The organism is Pelomonas sp. CA6 (assembly GCF_022549225.1).
Taxonomy (GTDB): Bacteria; Pseudomonadota; Gammaproteobacteria; order Burkholderiales; family Burkholderiaceae_C; genus Roseateles.
This window is the reverse complement of record NZ_JAKZFD010000011.1, coordinates 173,025-193,584: the sequence shown is the minus strand read 5'-3', so window position 1 is coordinate 193,584 and position 20,560 is coordinate 173,025. Positions and strand designations below refer to the sequence as shown.

Below are 20,560 nucleotides of genomic sequence, written 5' to 3'. Positions count from 1 at the left end.
GGCGGTGAGTCTCGGGGTGATGTTATCGGTGTCGGACCACTCGCGGCGAACCGCAGCGGGTGGGCGGGTAGCCCAAGGCCCTGTGCGGCCGGCGCTCGTTGTAGAGCTGGCGCCAAGCCTCGACCAGCACCTTGGCTTCGGCCAGCGTGCGGAACCATTCCCGGTTGAGCCGTTCGTCGAGGCCTGTCCGGATTTCTGTGAGCAAGGCGCTGTCCAGACCTGGCCCCGATGAAGCCGGTCGGCCCTGGTCTCGAAGTCAGATCCGGGCCGCATATTACGCGTTGTGCCTCGACTATAGAAACGCCATCGCGCTGGCCGGCATCGGCCTCGTGCTGCTTCACCCATCCGCGCAAAGTCTGTGGCACGCAGCCGATCTTGTCGGCGATGGACTCGATGGCGGCCCATTGCGATGGGTGCTCTGCCCGGTGCTCCAGCACCATGCGCACGGCGCGCTCGCGCACTTCGGGCGAAAACTCCGCGGACTTCTTCATGGCTCCATTCTCCAGAGTTGGAGCCTCCTTGAAACCCGAGGTGATTCAATCCCCTCGCCCTTCTCAGAAGGGAGCGAGTCGCCCTCTGCCGTCAACGGGGCCTGCCCCGAGCAGCCGGCAGGCTTTCAGCGCCGCCAGCGTTGCAAGGCCACTAACTGCTGTAGGTGGCACTGCTCGCGTTCGGAGAGGCGCCAAGCGCTGGCGTGGAGGGCCTCGGCCAACTCGGCGAGCACGCCGTGCGGCGTGCCGCTCAGCGACGGGTCGGCGTGGCCGTCGTCGGTGAGCAGCCGCACAGGCATGGGCCGTCAGCGTCGATAAGGCACAGGAGGGGTCGGGTGGCAGGTGCATGGCAGGGAGCAAGGGGTTTGCTCCCTGTAGCGACTTGCAATCGCCTATTCCGACGCTCCTTCGCATACAGCGGTCTCGTAGTTCCATCGACCGCCTCTGTCCAAGCAGCTATCAATAGATAACTCACGTTTTATCCATACGCCGGCTGCAATGAGCGCTACTGCCAGAACAGCAAGAAGGCCAACACGCGATGAGCGCTTCATGTCAGTACGCGCCCGACAGCCCGTTAGGCCGGAAGCCACTGCACACCGCCTCGCAGGCACGTCCGGAAGCTGCGCCTGACCGGCCAGCCATGTTCGCAACTTGGTCCGCTTGCGAAGCGCTCGCCGGGTCCATCTTTATGTACTGGTCAACTGCTTCACGGGTATCCGAGATAACGCATGCCGTCTTCTCGCCCACCCGTCCTCGTTGGGCTGCTTCGCAATTCGCTTTGCAGTGGAAGTACTTGTCAGCGCCAATCGTGTTCACAGTTCTCATGTCGCTGTAGTTGCGCACGAAGTCCTGCGTAGCACCGGAAACTTGGTTGGTCACCCCTGGCGAGGGCCAGATGCTGCGCATGAAGTCCCGGAAGGCAATCGCGCCCGCCGGCGGCTGCAACCCCGTCGGGTCCACGAGGCTTACCGGATTGCCACTCACGTAGGCATAGGTGTTGATGCCGCCTGCGAGCCCGATGGGGTCACTTTGTGTATACCTCCCCAGAGCCCCCTCATAGTACCGATTCCAGTTCTGCCACAACCCTGACTCCGTATCGAAGTATTGGCCGGGGAACCCGAGGTTCAGCCCATCGATGGTGTCGACCACGACGCGGCGGTCGAAGGCTGCGTTTTCGGCGCGCCATGAGACGGCCCCGGCGCTGTCGCTCAACACCTCTGGCCTTCCCAGGTGATCGTTGTGGCTTGCATAGAAGGTTCCGCTTCGAAGGATGCCGAGCAACTCTGCGCCCAGCCAAACATAGGCCGTAGTATGCGCGCCTTGCTCGTACAAGAGGCGCCCATCGGCCGTATAAACAAACCGCGTTTCGATGCCGCCCGCTGCCTTGTAGGTCCGTTGGTTCAGTCCGTTGTTGCGGTAGTCGCCTATCTTCTGGCCGTTTGCACGAACCACCGCCTGAACGTCGGCGGCCCGCGCAGGGAGCCACCCCAGCTGTCGGGCGCCTGTGCAACGTGCCGTTGCCCTGGCTCTGCGCTGGACGCTTCACCGCCATCCAGGGTGGCTTCCTGCGCTGCGCTTCGTCAGCGGCGGGCTTCGGTCGCTTCGCTGACCTGCACCCCAACCTCGTTCTTCGCGTGGGCGCGAACCGGCGCTTGGACCGCGCCTGAACAAGGTCGGCCCCCGCAGCGCTGCGGCAACCCGCCTGGGGGCGGGTGCGCCTTCGCGTCAGGCCAGGCGCCTGCCTGACCTGCCCGCTGTCCTGCGGCAGCGGCTCCAACCCATCCCCCCGCCCTTCCCAGGGAAGGGAGCGAGTCGCCCTCTGCCGTCAGCGGTGTATGCCACTTCGTCTGCATGCACCGCCCACGGCGAGCGTCGAGCGGCACGCCTCCGCGTCAAGGCCGAGCCCTTCGGGTGGCCTCGCGGCCAGCCTGGACCCGGGGCTCACCGCACCGCAAGCAGCTACTTCGTCGCAGGCAGCCGAAGAACGCGAACGACCTCTTCGGGATTGATGCTGCTGCACCGGACCATGTGCTCGCAGTAGTCGCCGACAGTCCGGATGACCAGCTTCCCTTGCGCCATTTCTTTGAGAAGCCGCTTGTCAGCGACATCCTTGATGTCGCCGTCAACGATGTCGAACTGGTTCGCCTTGAAGTCGGAGGCCGGGTTCGCCTTCAGCTCTTGCCCGAAGCGGGCATCGAGGGAGAGCGATGCCTCAGACACACCGAACACCTCGGCCAGATGCCGCAGCGAGTGCCGGCGAACAACCTCTTCCGAAGGAACCGCCGTCGCGGGCTTTTTCACTTTGAACCACATCCGCAGCTCCCTCCTGACGACGTTGCATCCCACGCAGCCTTGCCGATGACTCCCCAGTTGTAGAAGCCATCGAAGATGAGCGCGCCCGTGGCAACGGTACCGAGTGCCACACCCGCAGCGGTGCGGCCCAGCACGCGGAGTTCACGCACGCCCAATCGGCTTGACCAACGGCTCATTTGGCTTGTGTACGGGTTCAGCTCGCTCTTTGGCACACCGAGGCCTCGAAGCTCACCTGGAGTCTTTGGCATCGTCCCGACCGCTCCCGCGCTTGCGAGGGCGGCCAAGTCGGCGGCTGTGCTGGAACGGTTCTGCTCGACCTGACTTGCGAACTTGTCGAAGTCGAAACACGGACCGGAGCCCCCACCGCCGCCCCCGGAAGCCTGCAAGCCATTGGGGTCCACGTAGCTCAGCGGGTTCCCGCCCACATATGCATACGTGTTGATGCCACCTTCCAGGCCGATGGGGTCAGATTGTGTGTAGTTCTCGACCCTCAAATCTCAGTTGGACAGAAGGCATCGTAGACGCAGTGCCTACCTTCTAGCTTCGCTAAGAAGGAATGATGCAGGAAACTTTTAGGACGGACTTCTTGTCATTTGGGCGCTCACTGTTGGCAACTACAAGACTTCCGCTAAGCAATATCAAGCCATCATCCAACCGTCGTATGGTTAGACGTGAAAGCTTCAGATTCACTTGCCAAGCTCCTCCAACCTTGCCCAAAGAATCCGACAGTGCAAATCTTGCACGCGCGGGGGAAAACGCAATATTTCTACCCGAATCGAGATAGCCGGACAAGTCCAATCCAATTAATTCGGTTTCTTCATCATCGACTCCGCGATTCCCAATAAACCGCCTTTGTATTTCTAGCGCAACTGCATCCGCATCCGATTCCGCCAAGAACGCTCCAAGAATTCCATTAGATGAAGCGTCGGGAGAATTGCGTACCTTGTATCCTTTCCCGCCCAAACAGGAAATCGAATAGAAGCGCATCCCCGAATCGCTGGACGGAAGTGATACGGCCGCAAACGAAATCTCTAGGCCAACGAAGAGAAAGGCCATACTCCGCACAAGCTTGGAATGCATCTTATTTTTCCTCGCACTTACAAAGCTTCTTTCTTAGCGCATTATACTTTCCCAGACTTTTTGCAGTCAATTGCGCTGCTTTTGGAACTATGAATGCATGGTCATAGTTATTGTCTGGCCCCTGCATAATCCACGGCTCAGTGAAATGAAGCCCTTCGTGGAAGACGGTATCCAAGAGGTCTTTACTCATTGCGGCCGATAAGTTGTCAGCGAGATACATTTTATTTAGATGTATCCGTCCGTCTCGACCGCTAATGTTTATTGAGTTTCCTTGATTTCTCAGGCTAGCGTAGCCAGCACGCCGCGATAAGGTGGGGATATCAACAATTGGGGGGCCTTCGCCAGTATTGATTCCTTGTCCATTTGCAATGGCCACCGCTGCGTCAATGTCACATTGCGCCAATCCAGTCGGGTCAATGCCGCTGACCGGATTTCCACCCACATATGCGTAAGTGTTCAGACCGCCGACCAGTCCAATCGGGTCCGATTGGGTATACCTCCCCAGAGCCCCCTCATAGTACCGATTCCAGTTCTGCCACAACCCTGACTCCGTATCGAAGTATTGGCCGGGGAACCCGAGGTTCAGCCCACCGATGGTGTCGACCACGACGCGGCGGTCGAAGGCTGCGTTTTCGGCGCGCCATGAGACGGCCCCGGCGCTGTCGCTCAACACCTCTGGCCTCCCCAGGTGGTCGTTGTGGCTCGCATAGAAGGTTCCGCTTCGAAGGATGCCGAGCAACTCTGCGCCCAGCCAAACATAGGCCGTAGTATGCGCGCCTTGCTCGTACAAGAGGCGCCCATCGGCCGTATAAACAAACCGCGTTTCGATGCCGCCCGCTGCCTTGTAGGTCCGTTGGTTCAGTCCGTTGTTGCGGTAGTCGCCTATCTTCTGGCCGTTGTGATAGATCTCGCCGAGGCGATTGAACGCGTCGTACCTGAATGTTCTCGTGCCATCGCTTCGAGCGTCGCTTGTCAGGTTGCCTGCCGCGTCGTAGCCGAAAGTCCGTGGGTGACTGCCGCTGAGCGCGAGCACCCGATTGCCGTTCGAGTCCAGCGAGTAGGTGTTCGACGAGCCGGCGCGCACATGCGAGGTGCGATTGCCCACGTGGTCCCAGGCGAAGGCCTGTGAATCTCCGGAACGGTGGGTTTGCGGGCTGATGAAGAAGACGGACTCCCTAGATTTGAAGATTTTTAGGAGCCCGAGTTTTGGGGCCCGGCGGTCTCACCATCGGCCTGCAGCGCTAGAAATCTAGCCACTATCGCCAAGTGAAGGCAAAGAAGGGGAAGAATTAACAAGGCTGAAATCGCGCCAAATGACCAGCCAGGCAATATGCTTCGTTCAATACCGCCTGCGACGAGGAAAAGCAGTGGAGCCCCAACCACCCATTCCAAGAACCCCACTGTTCGGAGATTGCTGCGAATCGACTTCGAACAATGCGGGCAGGTGTATCGCGGAAAGAAGAGCGCTCTAGAGGAACGGAATCCACAGTTGGGACAGCCTGGGGCAAGTTTCATGACTCTACTTCCCATTTCCACAGACCATGGAACAGACGCCCGCTTTGGTAGCTTGACCCACAGCCGTACCAACGAGTCCCCCGCCAGCAACTGCATTGCAAGCCGCCACGCCGGGCGACATTGAAATTTGACAGACCAGCTTGCATTGACCGGCATCTACTTGAGACTGGGTCCGGTTCTCTGATGGTGCGGGCAGCAAGCCGGCAACGCACTCAGCGGTCACGCACTTTGACGTGTCAGGCTTGGGCCCAAAGAGCTTGTCGAGAAACTTTTGCGCCTGATAGTTGATGAGCCCGGTTGGGTCAACGTTGGATACCGGGTTCCCCTCGACATAGGCGTACGTGTTAATGCCACCCGCGAGCCCGATGGGGTCACTTTGTGTATACCTCCCCAGAGCCCCCTCATAGTACCGATTCCAGTTCTGCCACAACCCTGACTCCGTATCGAAGTATTGGCCGGGGAACCCGAGGTTCAGCCCACCGATGGTGTCGACCACGACGCGGCGGTCGAAGGCTGCGTTTTCGGCGCGCCATGAGACGGCCCCGGCGCTGTCGCTCAACACCTCTGGCCTCCCCAGGTGGTCGTTGTGGCTTGCATAGAAGGTTCCGCTTCGAAGGATGCCGAGCAACTCTGCGCCCAGCCAAACATAGGCCGTAGTATGCGCGCCTTGCTCGTACAAGAGGCGCCCATCGGCCGCCGTCTTCTAGGAATTACTGTCTCGAAATTCCCGAGCAGGTCATATGGCAGTGAGCAAAGGGTTTGTTCCCTGTAGCGACAGACGGCTCGCTCGACCTGCGCTACCTCATCAAGGTCGCCTACTTGCCATGGGTTAACCGAATGACTCTCCCGTCACTCACGGCAACCCACACCTCCACCACGCCCCCAGGAATTCCCGCAGGCAGTTGGCCAGACACGTGCCAGGTATTGCCTTTTCTAACAGCAACGAGCGGCAGTTGCGCGGCAATACTCTTCGCGCCGTAGGTCTCTTCAGCGACTGCCTTTGCGATAGCAATTGCTGTCTCTGTGCGCATGACCAAATTGCCGGAGACTTTGTGCTGCGAAGCAAGCGCTCCTGTAGTCGTAAAAACGCTCAGCACGAGAGCAAGGAACACCAAAGCGGGGACGACACCCACTCGCCGACGCCGAAGATGCGATTTCATGGGCAGCCTCCCATGCTTGACGTATCCCCTGTGGTCGGGGAGTACTTCTTCACTGCGCCAGATGGAGTGCCGAGGTGGCCAGGTATGCCACTGCGATTCAAAATCGACTTATCGCTGCCAGAAAATACTTCGTTATTGTGCGCAGAGCTATATGCTCCATGGGTGTGATACCAACCAGCCACGTTCGACGGCGCGCTGGGGAATCCGGGAATGCTGCTCGACGTGCCTGTCACAGGTGCCGAGTAGGTATACGTCCCATCCAAGTAGCCGGCGTCGTAGTAGTCAGATGCCCTCGTCACGCTCACGCGGCACCCAGCAGTGCAATCCCAAGAGAAGAACCAGCGTTCCTTCAATCCCTTCGTACAAGCCGTCACGCCCCTCGGCAAGCCTAGCCACAAGACTCCCCCATCCATGAAAGTAGACGCTGCACAAATAGAAAAGGACCAAGGCGACGGAACAAACTCGGCGTACGGGTTGCGATGCGCGGGACACAGCCAAGAGTGCTGCCAGCACAATCGCAGGGACGATAGCCCAGTTCGAAATCGTGCTAGCAAAGAACAAAAACCCAAAGAGTCTCAACAGGACTACAGGTATGGCCGCGATGCACAGTACTACGAAGAGGGGTGCGTCAATCAACCTAACAAGACGTGCGAGCCTCATGGCTTTCTTCCGGCTTCCTTGTATGCATCGCCTCCAAACAAGTCGACAGCCTTGAAGTAAATCAAAGTTGTAATCGGCATGTCTGGGCGCTCAGCCTTCATATCCTGTTTGAACTTGGCGTCGCACGCAGCCTTTCCCCGTTGGGCGCCATAGCACTGGTCATGCGCCTCGCATGCCTTCGGGAAAAAGTCAGGCACAAATGCATCCGATTTGGCATCACCGCAACCATAGCCGCACGGCAGTCCGTCAGGGCGCAACGAAGGGTCTCGCGACGGCGGGAAAATACTCTGGATGAAGTCGCGAAAGGCAATCGCGCCAGCCGGCGGCTGCAACCCCGTCGGGTCCACGAGACTCACCGGGTTCCCTCGCACATATGCATAGGTGTTGATGCCCCCTGCCAAGCCAATCGGGTCACTTTGGGTATACCTCCCCAGAGCCCCCTCATAGTACCGATTCCAGTTCTGCCACAACCCTGACTCCGTATCGAAGTATTGGCCGGGGAACCCGAGGTTCAGCCCACCGATGGTGTCGACCACGACGCGGCGGTCGAAGGCTGCGTTTTCGGCGCGCCATGAGACGGCCCCGGCGCTGTCGCTCAACACCTCTGGCCTCCCCAGGTGGTCGTTGTGGCTTGCATAGAAGGTTCCGCTTCGAAGGATGCCGAGCAACTCTGCGCCCAGCCAAACATAGGCCGTAGTATGCGCGCCTTGCTCGTACAAGAGGCGCCCATCGGCCGCATAAACAAACCGCGTTTCGATGCCGCCCGCTGCCTTGTAGGTCCGTTGGTTCAGTCCGTTGTTGCGGTAGTCGCCTATCTTCTGGCCGTTGTGATAGATCTCGCCGAGACGATTGAACGCGTCGTACCTGAATGTCCTCGTGCCATCGCTTCGAGCGTCGCTTGTCAGGTTGCCTGCCGCGTCGTAGCCGAAAGTCCGTGGGTGACTGCCGCTGAGCGCGAGCACCCGATTGCCGTTCGAGTCCAGCGAGTAGGTGTTCGACGAGCCGGCGCGCACATGCGAGGTGCGATTGCCCACGTGGTCCCAGGCGAAGGCCTGTGAATCTCCGGAACGGTGGACCACCGACAGGCGGTCGCTCGCGTCGTACTGGAAGCCGCTGGTCAAGGCTGGATAGATTCCGTCCGAGACACCGGCAATGGTGTCGGTGTTGTTGTAGGTGTAATCGAGGCTGTGCAGCCCGCTGGTGGCAAGTTGAACGATTCTGCCGTCTGTGTCCTGAGTCTTTGACCTGACATGACCACTGCCGAAGCGCCAGGCGAAGAGCGTTCCCGTGGCCGGCTGGTATAGCAACTGGCTCGCCAGCAGGGCCCAAGAGCCACTGAGATGGCTGGTCATGGCACTGACCCGTCCGTACCCATCATAGGCGTAGCCAAGGCTCACGCCTCCCGGGTAGCTGAGGCCCGTCAGACGTCCCGCGGCGTCGTAGCTCCACTGGAGGGTGTAATTGACGCCATGGATGGTGCTGGTTTGGCTCAGCAGTGCGCCGGCGGCATCAAACTGATAGCGGGTCTGGCCTGTGGCGTCGTCGATCCGGGTTAACCGGCCTTTGCCAAAGAGGCCTTCGTCGTAGGTGAAAGTCTCAGTGACACCCGCACTCGTGCGAGTCTTCAGGCGGTCCAGCGCGTCCCAGGTGTAGGTGATGACAAGCCCGTTCGCTCGGCTCTCCTGGCTCAACCGGCCGGCCATGTCGTAGCTGTAAGTCGTCGTTCCCGTATCCGGACCGGACCGCGTCAGCGGTTGCCGGAAGCTGCTGTAACTGAAGTCGGTGCGCAGACCACGCGGATCCTGAACGGAAATGACGTTGTTCAATGCGTCATATCCTGTCCAACTGACTCCACCGTCTGCAGACGTCGTCTTGGTACGGCGGTCCAAAGCGTCGTATTCATGATAGGAGGTCCTCCCCGCCGCATCTGTGATCGATGTGAGGTTTCCGTTGTTGTCGTAGCGATAGTCCCACCACTGGCCGTTGTTGCCTCGCTTCCGATAGGGTCTGTTAAGGCTGTCACGCGTGAGGCTGGCGATAAAGTCGCCCGATGCAACCGCTACGGGGCTGCCTCCGCTCACCGAGGCCACATGCCTAGAAGAAGTCTCGGTCAGTGTGTTCGCATGGGTATCCAGCCCGTAGTTCACATAGTGGCCCAGCGCGTCACCCTTGGCCTTTAACCGCCCGCTCGCGCTGTACTGGTAGTGGTCGATGGCCCCACTTGGGTGCGCGATGCTTTGAACGCGGCGTTGGGCATCGTAGGCCAGCGTCGTTGTCCGGTCGCCCGACCCCAGCCTCAACGTCAAGGACAAGAGGTTGCCCCTCGCGTCATAGCCATAGTCGGTGGCGACGCCGTTGGGGTCGACGATCCGGCCGGGTTGGCCGTCGTGAATGTGGTTGCTGTAGGTGGTCACATGGCCGGCCGCGTTCGTTGTCGAACTGACATTGCCGGACGTGTTGAAGGACACCACGGCTTGCGCCGTGCCGCCAGGAATCGGCCAATGGACCGACGAGGTAGCCAACTGGCCATTGGGGTGGAATGAATAGTCGTAGGTTCGCTGCCGGATGGTGCCGCTCTTTGCGTCAATGGTGCGCTCCCAGTTCAAGAAACCCATCGGCAACCCCGTTCCGTAATAGGCCCACTGATCGGTGCGTAGCAGCACGCCGGAGGCGTCGTAGACCTCAGTTTGAATGCGACCGAAATCGTTGTACTGGTGGACAAGCGTTACGGCCTGCGGCGTTCCCTTGGCGCGAACCTCTCGAACAAGCTGCCCCTTGGCGTCGTAGTCGAAGTCCGTGGTGCCACCGTTGTGATCCACGTAGAGCGCAGGGTAGCCATTCGTGTCATAACTCTGCGTGGCATTTGACGCTGCGCAGGTTGACGATTGGAGAGAGTCTGTCCGGATCAGAGATCTGAAGCTCGCGTTTCCGACTTGCTGGAAGGTGTAAGTCGTTGAATGCCCGGACTTCGTGGTCTGGGTGGTTGTCATTGAGTTGTATGCGAAGGTATCGAGGTTCTCGCCATCGGCGTCCCCGCTGCTCACCGTCACATACACCGCGTCGCCGTAGGTTGGGGAGGGCGCATAGGCATAGTGGGTCATGCGCAGACCACCCGCGGAATAGCCTGTAAGCAAGTTGCCGTTCCGACTGTCCTCGTAGTGATAGTCGATGGAGCGGCCATCGGCATAGGTCACTCGCTGTACTTTGTTCCCTGTGTAGGTGTACTGCGCGATCAAATTGCCGTTGACTCTCAGCTCGGTAATATTTCCATTCAACCAAGTCAGTTCGAGGAACTGGCCCGTCCGGTGAGTCATGCGGTGCAGGTTGCCCGAGGTGTCGTAGGAATAGGTAAGAACCGTTCCTCTGCGGTCGAAGGTGGTCAGCAGCCTTCGGGTCGTCTGCCTGGGCGGCGGCAGCGCAAACGTGTATCCGGTGCCGTCATAGCGGGTGTACCGAATGCCGGAGGCGTTCCATCGCACCGTGGCGGGTGAGTCTGCCAGGGTCCGATCCGAGTGACGGTACACATACTCGGCCGCCGTCGAACTGGCATCTACGATAAACCTCTTCGACGAGCCCATGGGCTGCTGAAAGTCGAAGTAGTCGGGCACCCAACCAAATGCGGCATCGACGCCGGGTTGGGTCGCCGGCCTCGCGCTGATCAGAGGCTGTCTGAAAGAGAAATGCCATGGTGCTGTCGATTGCGACCGATAGTGCCGCACCACTGACAACTCTGGGAGGCTCTTGTGCTCGAAGTCGCGCTCATCAAGGATTTTCTCGCCGGTTGCAAGGATGACCGGCATGCCGGAGACGGGACTCTGGTCGCAACTGTCTTCCGTGGAGTTCTTGTCGCTTTGGGGCTTGAAGCGATCTCCCTTGGCGCGGGTTTCGTCACGCTCCCTCGGCACGGGGCGTTGTGGAACGCTCATTACGCCCAGCGAGAGTCCGAAATTGAGCGACGAAAAGCTTGGAGACGAAGACCCGCTGGATTCGACAGGCGGTAGTCGGTGCACCTGGGCGCAGACCTGCGTCGCGATCAGCGAAACCCAACAGGCCGTTGTCAGACTGAACAGCGAAGACATACGGCGCGCCGTCGTGAACGGAAACTTTGACGGCCCTCCCGGGCCAAGGCAACGGTCAAGAAAACCGATCCGCTGCCTGAGCAGGTCCAGTGTCCGCTGGCGATGCGGGTTTGTCATGGCTCCTCCCTTCGACTCCCGTCCAAGAGTTGCTGGCGGGAGTTCTTGAAACGCTCACGGCTGGATGGATGTTGTTCGATGCCGTGGCGCCCGAGTGTCGGTGAAGGTGGATTTCTTGCACTCCCTCTGATGGGGGGCGGTCGAACACCTGTGCAGTCGGTCAGTTGCCTGCCGACGGCGCATGGCAAGTCGCTCGCCCCAGGCGCCGCAACGGGCCAGTCCTCAGGAGCATCGCGTGAAGCGCCTCTCGGTGCCGTTGCTCAAGACGGTGTTCGCAGCGCCGCCTGGCCGCTCACACCGCCACCGGTGCCTTGATCGCCGCGTGGTGCTGGTAGTCGCGCAGCTCGAAGTCGTCGAGCTCGTAGTCGAAGATGGAGGCCGGCTGGCGGCGCAGGTGCAGGGTCGGGTAGGGGAAGGGCTCGCGCGCGAGCTGGGTCTTCACCTGTTCCACATGGTTGCTGTAGATGTGGCAGTCGCCACCGGTCCAGATGAACTCGCCGGGCTCCAGGCCGCATTGCTGGGCCAGCATCAGGGTCAGCAGCGCATAGCTGGCGATGTTGAAGGGCACGCCCAAAAAGATGTCGGCGCTGCGCTGGTAGAGCTGGCAGGACAGCCGCCCCTGGGCGACGTAGAACTGGAAGAAGGCATGGCAGGGCATCAGGGCCATGCGGTCCAGGTCGGCGACGTTCCAGGCGCTGACGATGATGCGGCGCGAGTCGGGGTTGGTCTTGAGCTGGCGCACCACCTCGGCGATCTGGTCGATGTGGCCGCCATCGGGCTTGGGCCAGCTGCGCCATTGCACGCCGTAGACCGGGCCCAGGTCGCCATCCTCGCGCGCCCATTCGTCCCAGATGCTGCAGCCGCGTTCCTGCAGCCAGCGCACATTGCTGTCGCCGCGCAGGAACCACAGCAGTTCCAGGATGATGGATTTCAGGTGGACCTTCTTGGTGGTCACCAGCGGGAAGCCCTCGGACAGGTCGAAGCGCATCTGGTGCCCGAACACGCTGCGCGTCCCGGTGCCCGTGCGGTCGGCCTTGTCCACGCCGTGTTCGAACACATGGCGCATGAAGTCCTCGTACTGACGGCGCACGGGGCGGGGGGACGGGGCGGATTCGGTCATCGTGGGGCACTCCAGGGCAGCGGCGGATTTTAGGTCGAGGCGCCCGGCGGCGCCGGCGTGGGGCCGGCGGCCGCGGCGTTCTGCGCGCCGGCCGGTGCCTCGTGCCAGCGCGAGCGCGGCACGACCTTGGCCTGGTCCGGGTCGCCCAGGTAGTGCGGCGACATGATCTGCACGCCGAACTCGTTGAACACATCCTGGATCTGCCCGTGCAGCATGTTCAGCACCTGGGCGCGCGGCCCAGGTTCGCTGGGATGCGCCTGCACGACCAGGCGGTACGCCACGTAGAAGTCGGACAGCGCGGTCTGGAACACGCGCGGGCGCGGCTCGCTCAGCACGCCCGGCGTGCGCGCGGCCGCCAGCATCAGCAAGGCCTCGACCTGGCGCCACGGCGTGTCGTAGCCGATGGTGACCGTGGTGTCGCAGACGAAGCCCTGGCCCTGGACCGTGCGCGAGTAGTTGCGCGTCACGCTGGATGCGATCAGAGCGTTGGGCAGGGTCAGCTCCTCGCCCAGGCCGGTACGTATGCGCGTCGCGAAGGCGCCCATCTCCACCACGGTGCCCTCGTGGTCGCCCACGCGCACGAACTCGCCGACGCGCAGCGTGCGCGTGTACATCAGGATCAACCCCGCCGCGGCCTGGCCGACGACGCTGGTCGCGCCCAGAGACACCATCAGCCCGACCAGCACGGTCAGGCCCTTGAAGGCCTCGGTCTGCGCGCCCGGCAGATAGGGATAGGCCATGGCCAGCGCGAACACCCAGACCGCCGTCTGCACCAGCCGGCGCGTGGGTCGCGCGGTGTCGGCGTTGAGCCAGCCCAGGTCCACCTGGCCGGCCTCGGCGCGGTCGAAGAAAGGCCGCAGCCCGGACAGCAGGAAGTGGGCCAGCAGAAAGATCAGCAGCGCCACGACGAGGTTGGGCAGCGCGGTGGCAATGCCGCCGCCGATCAGCGCCAGGCTGTCCAGCAGCAGGCCCTGCAGCCGCTCGCCCAGCGGCCGCGTGTAGGGAAAGCGCTGCAGCGCCCAGCTCAACCATTCGTACGCGAGGAACAGCGACAGCGCCGCATAGACCAGGCGAGACAGGCCGCGCAGCGCGCCCATCACGCGCTCGCCGCTGAACAGGGTGACGCCGCCGACGCGCAGCCGCGAGGCATGGCGGGCGGCACTGCGCGTGAGCCGCCGGCGCAGCCCGCGGTGGACGCGGCGCAGCACCCACAGCAGCGGCCACAGCAGCAGCAGGCCCAGCAGCACCTGGCCCGCGCTCCAGGCCAGCGCGCGCCAGTCGCCGGCCTCGCGCCGCTCGGCCAGCGCCTGGCGCAGGCGTTGCGCGCTCAGCTCCGCCAGTGCCTGCACGGCGGCGGCGTGCGCGGCATCGTCGCCCGGCGCGTCCAGGTCGCCGGGCATGACCCAGAAGGCCAGGCGCCCGTCGACCAGCAGCGCCACCGCGTCCTGGTCACGCTGCAGGCTCACCACGAGCGCGGCGCCCGGCTGCTCGGCCAGTTCGCGCAGCTGCGCCGCGGCGCGGCGCTGGCGCATCTGCGGCGTCAGCCCCAGGCTGCCGGCACGGAAGACGAAGACCTCGCGGTTGAAGAAGCGCAGCGGCACGCCGTCATCGGCGGAGGCGGCCGACGCGGGCGCCGCCGGTGGTGGTGGGGTCAGGTCTTGCGCCGCCAGCGGTATCACCGCCATGGGCGCCAGCGCCAGCAGCAACATCGCGGCCCAGGGCCTGATGGCTCTCATGATGCCTGCCCACATGTCCATCACCATGTGCGTCTCCTGTCTGTGCCGCGTTCCCGCTCAGGCCGCGAACTGCAGCGCGGCGAGGCGGGCATAGAGCCCGCCGCGCGCCACCAGTTCGGCATGGCGCCCCTGCTCGACGATGCGGCCCTGTTCCATCACCACGATGCGGTCGGCGCGCTGCACCGTGGCCAGCCGGTGCGCGATGACCAGGGTGCTGCGGTCGCGCATCGCCTCGTCCAGCGCCTGCTGCACCAGGCGCTCGCTTTCGGCGTCCAGCGCGCTGGTGGCCTCGTCCAGCAGCAGCAGCGGCGCGTCCTGCAGGATGGCGCGCGCGATCGCGATGCGCTGGCGCTGCCCGCCCGACAGGCGCACGCCGCGTTCGCCGAGGAAGCTGTCGTAACCCTCGGGCAGCTGTTCGATGAACTCGTGCGCATGCGCGGCGCGGGCGGCGGCGATCACCGCCTCGTGCGGCGCGTCGGGGCGGCCGTAGCGGATGTTGTCCAGCGCGCTGGCCGAGAACACCACGCTGTGCTGCGGCACCAGCGCCATGCGGCCGCGCAGCTCCGCCAGACGCAGCCGGTCGATGGGCACGCCGTCCAGCAGGATGCGCCCCTGCTGGGCCTCATAGAAGCGCAGCAGCAGCTGCAGCACCGTGCTCTTGCCGGCGCCGCTGGGGCCCACCAGCGCCACCGTTTCGCCCGGCGCGATCTCGAGCGCGAAATCCTCCAGCGCGGCGCGGTCCGGCCGCGAGGGGTAGTGGAAGCGCAGCCCCTGCAGGCTCACGCGCGCCGGCCCGCCGCGCGGGGGTAGCGCCAGCGGCGCCTCGGGCTCGGCCACCGGCGAGCGCGCGGCCAGCAGCTCCATCAGCCGCTCCGTCGCGCCGGCGGCGCGCAGCAGATCGCCCCAGACCTCGGCCAGCACCGCGACCGAGGACACGAGCAGGATCACATAGACCACGGTCTGGCCCAGGTGGCCGGCGCTGATGCGCCCGGCCAGCACCGCCTGCGTGCCCTGGTAAAGCCCCCACAGCAGCGCGCCGAAGGTGGCGCTGATGATGAAGGCCACCAGCAGCGCGCGCACGCGGGTGCGCTTGCGCGCGGTGTCGAAGGCCTGCTCGCTGGCCTCGGCGAAGCGCCGCGCCTCGCGCGCCTCCTGCGCATGCGATTGCACGACATCGATTGCATTCAGCATCTCGGCGGCGATCGCGCTGGTGTCGGCCACGCGGTCCTGGCTGGCGCGCGAAAGCTTGCGCACGCGGCGCCCGAAGGCCATGGCCGGCAGCACCACCAGCACCAGGATGCCCAGCACCTGGCCCATCACCCAGGGATTGGTGGCGATCAGCAACGCCAGCGCGCCCAGGCCCATGATCAGGTTGCGCAGGCCCATGGACAGGCTGGAGCCGACGATGTTCTGCACCACGGTGGTGTCCGTGGTGATGCGGCTCACCACCTCGCCGGTGCGGGTGGTCTCGAAGAAGCCGGGGCTCTGGCGCAGCACATGGGCGTAGACCGCGTTGCGCAGGTCGGCGCTGACGCGTTCGCCCAGCCAGGTGACGGCATAGAAGCGCAGCGCCGAGAACAGGCCCAGCGCGGCGCCGGCCGCGAACAGCCACAGGAAGTGGCCGCGCAGCGCCATCGCACGCTGCCCGGGGTCGGCGGCGACCAGGCCCTGGTCGATCAGCTCGCGCAGCGCGAGCGGGAAGACCAGCGTCGCGCCGGCCGCCAGCAGCAGGAAGACCAAGGCCAGCGCGATGCGGCCGCGGTAGGGGCGTAGAAACGGCCACAGCGAGGGCAGCAGCCCGCGCAAGGCGGCGGCACGCGCGGCGGCGTCGGCGGGCGTCGGCGTGGCGGCGGGTCGGTCCTCGGGCGAGTCGGGGGTGGCGGCGTGGCGGGGTGGGGCGCTCATCGGGCCAGTGTAGAGCGGCGACGGACGACGCCCAGGGCCGCCACGGGACTCAGGTCAGGCCCGGCTGCACCCCGTCGCGGCGCATCTGCACCGCGTCGCGCTCGGCGATGGAAGGCTGGGCGGGGTCCAGCCGGAACAGCTGCAGCGTCTCGGTGACGTTGCCGACCTGGCTGTTGAGCGCCTGGGCCGACGCGGCCAGTTCCTCGACCATCGCGGCGTTCTGCTGCGTGATGCTGTCGATGTGCGCGACCGCGCTGTTGACCTGGGCCACGCCATCCTGCTGCTCGCTGGCCGCCGCATGCACCTGGGTCAGCAGCTGGCTGACGCGGCCGAAGGACTGCAGCACCTGGTGCATGCGCTCCTGCGCCGCCAGGGTCTGTCGGTTGCCGGCCTCCACGCGTTCACCGGCCTCGGCGATCAGCTGCTTGATCTCGCGCGCCGCGCCGGCGGTCCGCGACGCCAGCGCGCGCACCTCGCCGGCGACGACCGCGAAGCCGCGGCCGGCTTCGCCCGCGCGCGCCGCCTCGATCGCCGCGTTGAGCGCGAGGATGTTGGTCTGGAAGGCCACGGTCTCGATCACATGGGTGATCTCGCCGATGCGGCGCGACGAATCGGAGATGGATTCCATCGCATGCACGACGCCGTCCACCGCCTCATTGCCTTCCTTGGCGGTGCTGGCGGCCTGGTCGGCCAGCCGCACGCCCTGCTGGGCGGAGGCGGCGCTCTGCTTCACCGTGCCATGGATCTGTTCGATGGAGGCCGCCGTCTGTTGCACGCTGCCGGCCTGCGATTCGGTGCGCGAGGACAGGTCCTGGTTGCCGCTGGAGATCTCGGACACCGCCTCGCGCAGATGACGCGTCTCGGCCGCCACGTCGCCGATCACGGTCTTCAGATTGACCGAGAGCTGGCGCAGCGCCAGCTGCAGCTCGCCGATCAGCCCGCTGCTCTCCACCGGCAGCTCGCGGCTGAGATCACCGCCGGCCAGCTGCAGCGCGTTGTCGAGCAACTGCGCAAGTCGTCGGTCGGCGGCGCGGCGCTGCAGGGCGTGGGCAGACAGACCCAGCAGCAGCACCAGTGGCAGCCAGCTGAGCCAGGGCAGGGCGCTGCCCAGCGCCGCGGCGGCGATGGCTGCGGTCAGCATCAGCGCGCCGCTGGATCCCAGCCCGGCCAGGCCGCCGGTCAGCCACTGGCCCAGGCGTCCGCTCAGATCGCCGCGCACTACGCGGCCATGGCGCAGGCGCGTGAGCGGCCGGCCCTGCTCGGCCTCTTTGCGCATGCGCGCATACAGCCGGTCGGCCTGCTCGACCTGGGCGCGCGTCGGCGCCGTGCGCACCGACAGATAGCCCACGGTGCGCCCCTCGCGGCGCACCGGCGTCGCGTTGGCCATCACCCAGTAGTGGTCGCCGTCCTTGCGGCGGTTCTTCACCAAGCCCGCCCAGGGGCGGCCTTCGGCGATGGTGGCCCACAGGTCGCGAAACGCTTCTTCCGGCATGTCGGGATGCCGGACCAGGTTGTGCGGCTGGCCGAGCAGCTCGCTGCGCGCATAGCCGCTGACCTCGACGAAGGCAGCGTTGCAGTAGACGATGCGTCCTTTGGGGTCGGTGACGGAGACCAGCGTCTGACCCGGGGGAAAAGGGAATTCCCGCTGCGTGACCGGATTGTTGATACGCATCCGCCTCTCCTGTCATTGGAGGCTGACCAGCGAGCCGATGAGGGTTCGCTCGTCGCCCATCTCGTCTTTGAACGTGAAGAATAGTTCGAATACCGCGCTTTGTGTTAGCACGAGTCAAGAATGGGCGGGCAAGCAACAGCCGGTCCGTCCTCATCGTGCATGAATCCGCGCATCCCCCGGGGCGGCGGCCGGCGAGGGGGTCAGGTCTTGCGCGCGTCAAGTTCATGTCAAGCCGCTGTGGCACACCCGCAGTTCGGCGCCGGCATGACTTGCCGATGCCCACGGCCCGGCCGGCAGAATGAGCCGCTTCGATGACACCCCGATCACGACGCCCATGAGCATCCTGCATACCGATCGCCTGCGCCTGGAGCCGATGCGGCCCGAACACCTGGACGGCCTGCACGAGATGAACCGCATCCCCGAGGTGATGCGCTACATCACCGGCAAGCCCGAGACGCGCGAGCAGACGCTGCAAATGATCGAGCGTGTGATGGCGCGCTGGGCCGAGTGGGGCACCTCGTGGTGGAGTCTCATCGAGCGCGACAGCGGACGCATCGTCGGCGCCGGCTGCATCCAGTACCTGGCGCGCGACACCGCCAACCCGCTGGAGATTGGCTGGCGATTGCACCCGGACTGCTGGGGCAAGGGCTATGCGTCGGAGGCGGCGCAGGTGATGGCCGACTTCGCCTTTGCGCAGCTGAAGGCGCCGCTGCTGTGCGCGGTCTGCCACGTGGACAACGGCGCGTCCGCGCGCGTGATGCAGCGCCTGGGCATGCGGCTCAAGGGCCAGGAGCGCTGGTATGACATGGACTGCCATGTCTACGAGATCACGGCCGACGAGTGGGCGAGGTCCCGTCCGCAGGACGCCTAATCGGGATCGTCCAGGCGTTTGTAGGGCGTGCGCGCACCGTCCGCCGGCGTGCGCAGCAGCGCCAGCGCGCGCTGGACCTGGGGCAGGGCCATGGCCCAGGCTTCCAGCGCCGGGGCCAGCGCGGCGTCCGCCGCGCAGCCTTCCAGGTAGACCACGCGCCCCTGCACGGTGGCCCACAGCGTGGTGTGGGCCAGCAGCGCCGGCCGCGCTGCGGCGGCTTCGCGCAGCGCGGCGGCGATGCCCGGGTCTTCCAGGAAGTCGCTGTGCTGCCGGCATTGGCCGGCCAGCCAGCAGGTTGTGCCCTTTTCGGCGCGGCGGTGGCTGGCTTCGCGCTGCTCCCTGGCGGTCATGAAGGGGCCGGCGGGTTGTGGGCAGCCGGGCCAGGCACTGCTGAGCTGTACAAACGGGTCGCCGAAGACATTGCGCCGCGGCGGCGGCGCAGCGTCGGCCAGGGGTTGCGCCACGGCCGGAGCCGCGCTCAGCAGGGCCAGCGCAGCCAGGGCCGTGAGCGCGTTGCGGTGCATGGCGCCACCTTAGGTCAGCGCCGGTCCCGCGCGCAAGAACCGTTCGTCGCCCCCCCACCTGAACGCAGGGCCCGTGACCGTCCGCCGGGTCCCGACAGTGCGACACTTGGGGCCGCAGGGGGCAATGGGGCATCAGAGGCCGTTGGAACGGTTCGGGCCCGACTGCGGCGCCAGGCACTGGCGCTTTTCAGGGTGTTGCCTATGAGGCTCCCCTCCAAGAGCAAGCTGCTGGAGGTCATCGCGATCCAGGCCGAGATCGCCCGCATGGGGCTGGATCTGGGCGGCGTGATGAATCTGGTGGTGGAGCGCACGCTCCACCTGATCAATGTCGAAGGCGCGGCCATCGAACTCGCCGAGGGCGACGAGATGGTCTACCGCGCCGCCGCCGGTCTGGCCAAGCCGCAGCTGGGGCTGCGGCTGCGGCGCGAGTCCAGCCTGTCGGGCCTGTGCGTGCAGAGCGGCGCCCCGCTGCGCAGCGACGACGTCACGCGCGATCCCCGTGTGGACCGCGAGGCCTGCCGCAGCATGGGGCTGGGCTCCATGGTGGTGGTGCCGCTGCAGCACGGCAATCTGGTGGTCGGCGTGCTGAAGGCCATGTCGCCGCGCTTCGAGGCCATCGACGATCTGGACATCGAACTGCTGCGCCTGCTGTGCCAGGTGGTGGCGTCGGCGATGTATTTCGCGGTGCGCTACGACGCCGACGGGCTGCTGCACCGCGCCACGCATGACGCCCTGACCGGGCTGGCCAACCGGGCGCTGTTCATGGAGCGGCTGCGCAGCTCCGTGGCCCAGGCCCGCTACGACCACGCGATGGGCGCGGTGCTGATCCTGGACATGGACGGGCTCAAGCCCATCAACGACACCCACGGCCATCGCGCCGGCGATGCAGCCTTGGTGGAGCTGGGCCGGCGGCTCAAGGCCCAGGCGCGTGCCACCGACACCGTGGCGCGGCTGGGCGGCGATGAGTTCGGCGTGCTGCTGCGCCATGTCGAGGGCGACCAGACCGTCCAGGCCATCGAAGAGCGCGTGCAGCATTCACTGACGCCGCCGCTGTGCCTGGAGCGCTGCGAAGTGCAGCTCAGCGCCAGCGTCGGCCATGCCATCTTTCCCAAGGAAGGAAGCACGCCGGACGAGCTGTTGGAACTGGCCGACCAGCGCATGTATGCCGCCAAGTCCTGGACCAAGGCCCAGACCACGCTGAGCGGCGTGGCCGACCTGCGTTGAATCCGACTGGGCGACAGCCGCGCGCCCTGCGCGCCCGGCGCTCCCTGCAAGCCGCGGGCTGCTGCGGCCGGGGCGGTGCTGGGCTAGGCTTGT

The 20,560-nt window shown here is 64.8% G+C and carries 17 protein-coding genes and 2 pseudogenes; 2 read left to right on the top strand and 17 right to left on the bottom strand.

Annotation, left to right across the window (positions count from 1 at the left end):
* Nucleotides 1-22: 22 nt before the first annotated feature.
* The 16 genes and pseudogenes from LZ017_RS18495 to LZ017_RS18425 form a co-directional block, all read right to left on the bottom strand.
* Nucleotides 23-178 (bottom strand): annotated as a pseudogene (locus tag LZ017_RS18495) (integrase core domain-containing protein); the annotation flags it as partial.
* A gap of 97 nt (nt 179-275) precedes the next feature.
* A pseudogene (locus tag LZ017_RS18490) lies at nt 276-491 on the bottom strand (transposase); the annotation flags it as partial.
* 125 nt (nt 492-616) lie between these two features.
* A complete protein-coding gene (locus tag LZ017_RS18485) occupies nt 617-790 on the bottom strand; it encodes a hypothetical protein (protein ID WP_241398386.1) in 174 nt (57 codons plus the stop codon).
* Between the two features lie 253 nt (nt 791-1,043).
* Nucleotides 1,044-1,943 carry an RHS repeat-associated core domain-containing protein gene (locus LZ017_RS18480; protein ID WP_241398385.1) on the bottom strand — a complete coding sequence of 300 codons (900 nt, stop codon included), beginning with the start codon at nt 1,941-1,943 and terminating at the stop codon, nt 1,044-1,046.
* A gap of 507 nt (nt 1,944-2,450) precedes the next feature.
* Complete coding sequence (locus LZ017_RS18475) at nt 2,451-2,804, bottom strand: hypothetical protein (protein WP_241398384.1); 354 nt, start codon at nt 2,802-2,804, stop codon at nt 2,451-2,453.
* On the bottom strand, nt 2,789-3,298 hold the full coding sequence (locus LZ017_RS18470) for an RHS repeat-associated core domain-containing protein (RefSeq protein WP_241398383.1): 510 nt from the start codon (nt 3,296-3,298) through the stop codon (nt 2,789-2,791). The genes LZ017_RS18475 and LZ017_RS18470 overlap by 16 nt, the downstream gene beginning before the upstream one ends.
* A 52-nt stretch (nt 3,299-3,350) precedes the next feature.
* Complete coding sequence (locus LZ017_RS18465; protein ID WP_241398382.1) at nt 3,351-3,884, bottom strand: hypothetical protein; 534 nt, start codon at nt 3,882-3,884, stop codon at nt 3,351-3,353.
* Nucleotide 3,885: 1 nt separating this feature from the next.
* Nucleotides 3,886-4,989 carry an RHS repeat domain-containing protein gene (locus tag LZ017_RS18460; protein ID WP_241398381.1) on the bottom strand — a complete coding sequence of 368 codons (1,104 nt, stop codon included), beginning with the start codon at nt 4,987-4,989 and terminating at the stop codon, nt 3,886-3,888.
* 414 nt (nt 4,990-5,403) lie between these two features.
* A complete protein-coding gene (locus tag LZ017_RS18455; RefSeq protein WP_374109951.1) occupies nt 5,404-6,027 on the bottom strand; it encodes an RHS repeat domain-containing protein in 624 nt (207 codons plus the stop codon).
* A gap of 187 nt (nt 6,028-6,214) precedes the next feature.
* On the bottom strand, nt 6,215-6,559 hold the full coding sequence (locus tag LZ017_RS18450; protein ID WP_241398380.1) for an NTF2 fold immunity protein: 345 nt from the start codon (nt 6,557-6,559) through the stop codon (nt 6,215-6,217).
* Nucleotides 6,556-6,972 carry a DUF4329 domain-containing protein gene (locus LZ017_RS22350; protein ID WP_374109948.1) on the bottom strand — a complete coding sequence of 139 codons (417 nt, stop codon included), beginning with the start codon at nt 6,970-6,972 and terminating at the stop codon, nt 6,556-6,558. The genes LZ017_RS18450 and LZ017_RS22350 overlap by 4 nt, the downstream gene beginning before the upstream one ends.
* Before the next feature lie 243 nt (nt 6,973-7,215).
* Nucleotides 7,216-11,415 carry an RHS repeat-associated core domain-containing protein gene (locus LZ017_RS18445; protein WP_241398379.1) on the bottom strand — a complete coding sequence of 1,400 codons (4,200 nt, stop codon included), beginning with the start codon at nt 11,413-11,415 and terminating at the stop codon, nt 7,216-7,218.
* A 292-nt stretch (nt 11,416-11,707) separates the two neighbouring features.
* Nucleotides 11,708-12,535: a thymidylate synthase gene (locus LZ017_RS18440; protein WP_241398378.1), complete on the bottom strand. Its 828-nt coding sequence runs from the start codon at nt 12,533-12,535 to the stop codon at nt 11,708-11,710.
* A gap of 29 nt (nt 12,536-12,564) precedes the next feature.
* Nucleotides 12,565-14,271 carry a mechanosensitive ion channel family protein gene (locus LZ017_RS18435; protein WP_241398377.1) on the bottom strand — a complete coding sequence of 569 codons (1,707 nt, stop codon included), beginning with the start codon at nt 14,269-14,271 and terminating at the stop codon, nt 12,565-12,567.
* A 57-nt stretch (nt 14,272-14,328) separates the two neighbouring features.
* Nucleotides 14,329-16,176 (bottom strand): ABC transporter transmembrane domain-containing protein, encoded by a 1,848-nt coding sequence (locus LZ017_RS18430; RefSeq protein ID WP_241398376.1) that lies wholly within the window; start codon nt 16,174-16,176, stop codon nt 14,329-14,331.
* A 49-nt stretch (nt 16,177-16,225) separates the two neighbouring features.
* On the bottom strand, nt 16,226-17,848 hold the full coding sequence (locus LZ017_RS18425) for a PAS domain-containing methyl-accepting chemotaxis protein (protein ID WP_241398375.1): 1,623 nt from the start codon (nt 17,846-17,848) through the stop codon (nt 16,226-16,228).
* Nucleotides 17,849-18,146: 298 nt separating this feature from the next.
* Between LZ017_RS18425 and LZ017_RS18420 the strand changes: the two genes are divergently transcribed.
* Nucleotides 18,147-18,719: a GNAT family N-acetyltransferase gene (locus LZ017_RS18420; RefSeq protein WP_241398374.1), complete on the top strand. Its 573-nt coding sequence runs from the start codon at nt 18,147-18,149 to the stop codon at nt 18,717-18,719.
* On the opposite strand, the gene LZ017_RS18415 is transcribed toward LZ017_RS18420, so the two are convergent.
* Nucleotides 18,716-19,243, bottom strand: coding sequence for a hypothetical protein (locus LZ017_RS18415; protein ID WP_241398373.1), 528 nt, complete (start codon nt 19,241-19,243; stop codon nt 18,716-18,718). The two genes, LZ017_RS18420 and LZ017_RS18415, sit on opposite strands and share 4 nt — an antisense overlap.
* A 201-nt stretch (nt 19,244-19,444) precedes the next feature.
* Between LZ017_RS18415 and LZ017_RS18410 the strand changes: the two genes are divergently transcribed.
* Nucleotides 19,445-20,467: a sensor domain-containing diguanylate cyclase gene (locus tag LZ017_RS18410; RefSeq protein ID WP_241398372.1), complete on the top strand. Its 1,023-nt coding sequence runs from the start codon at nt 19,445-19,447 to the stop codon at nt 20,465-20,467.
* Nucleotides 20,468-20,560: the final 93 nt, after the last annotated feature.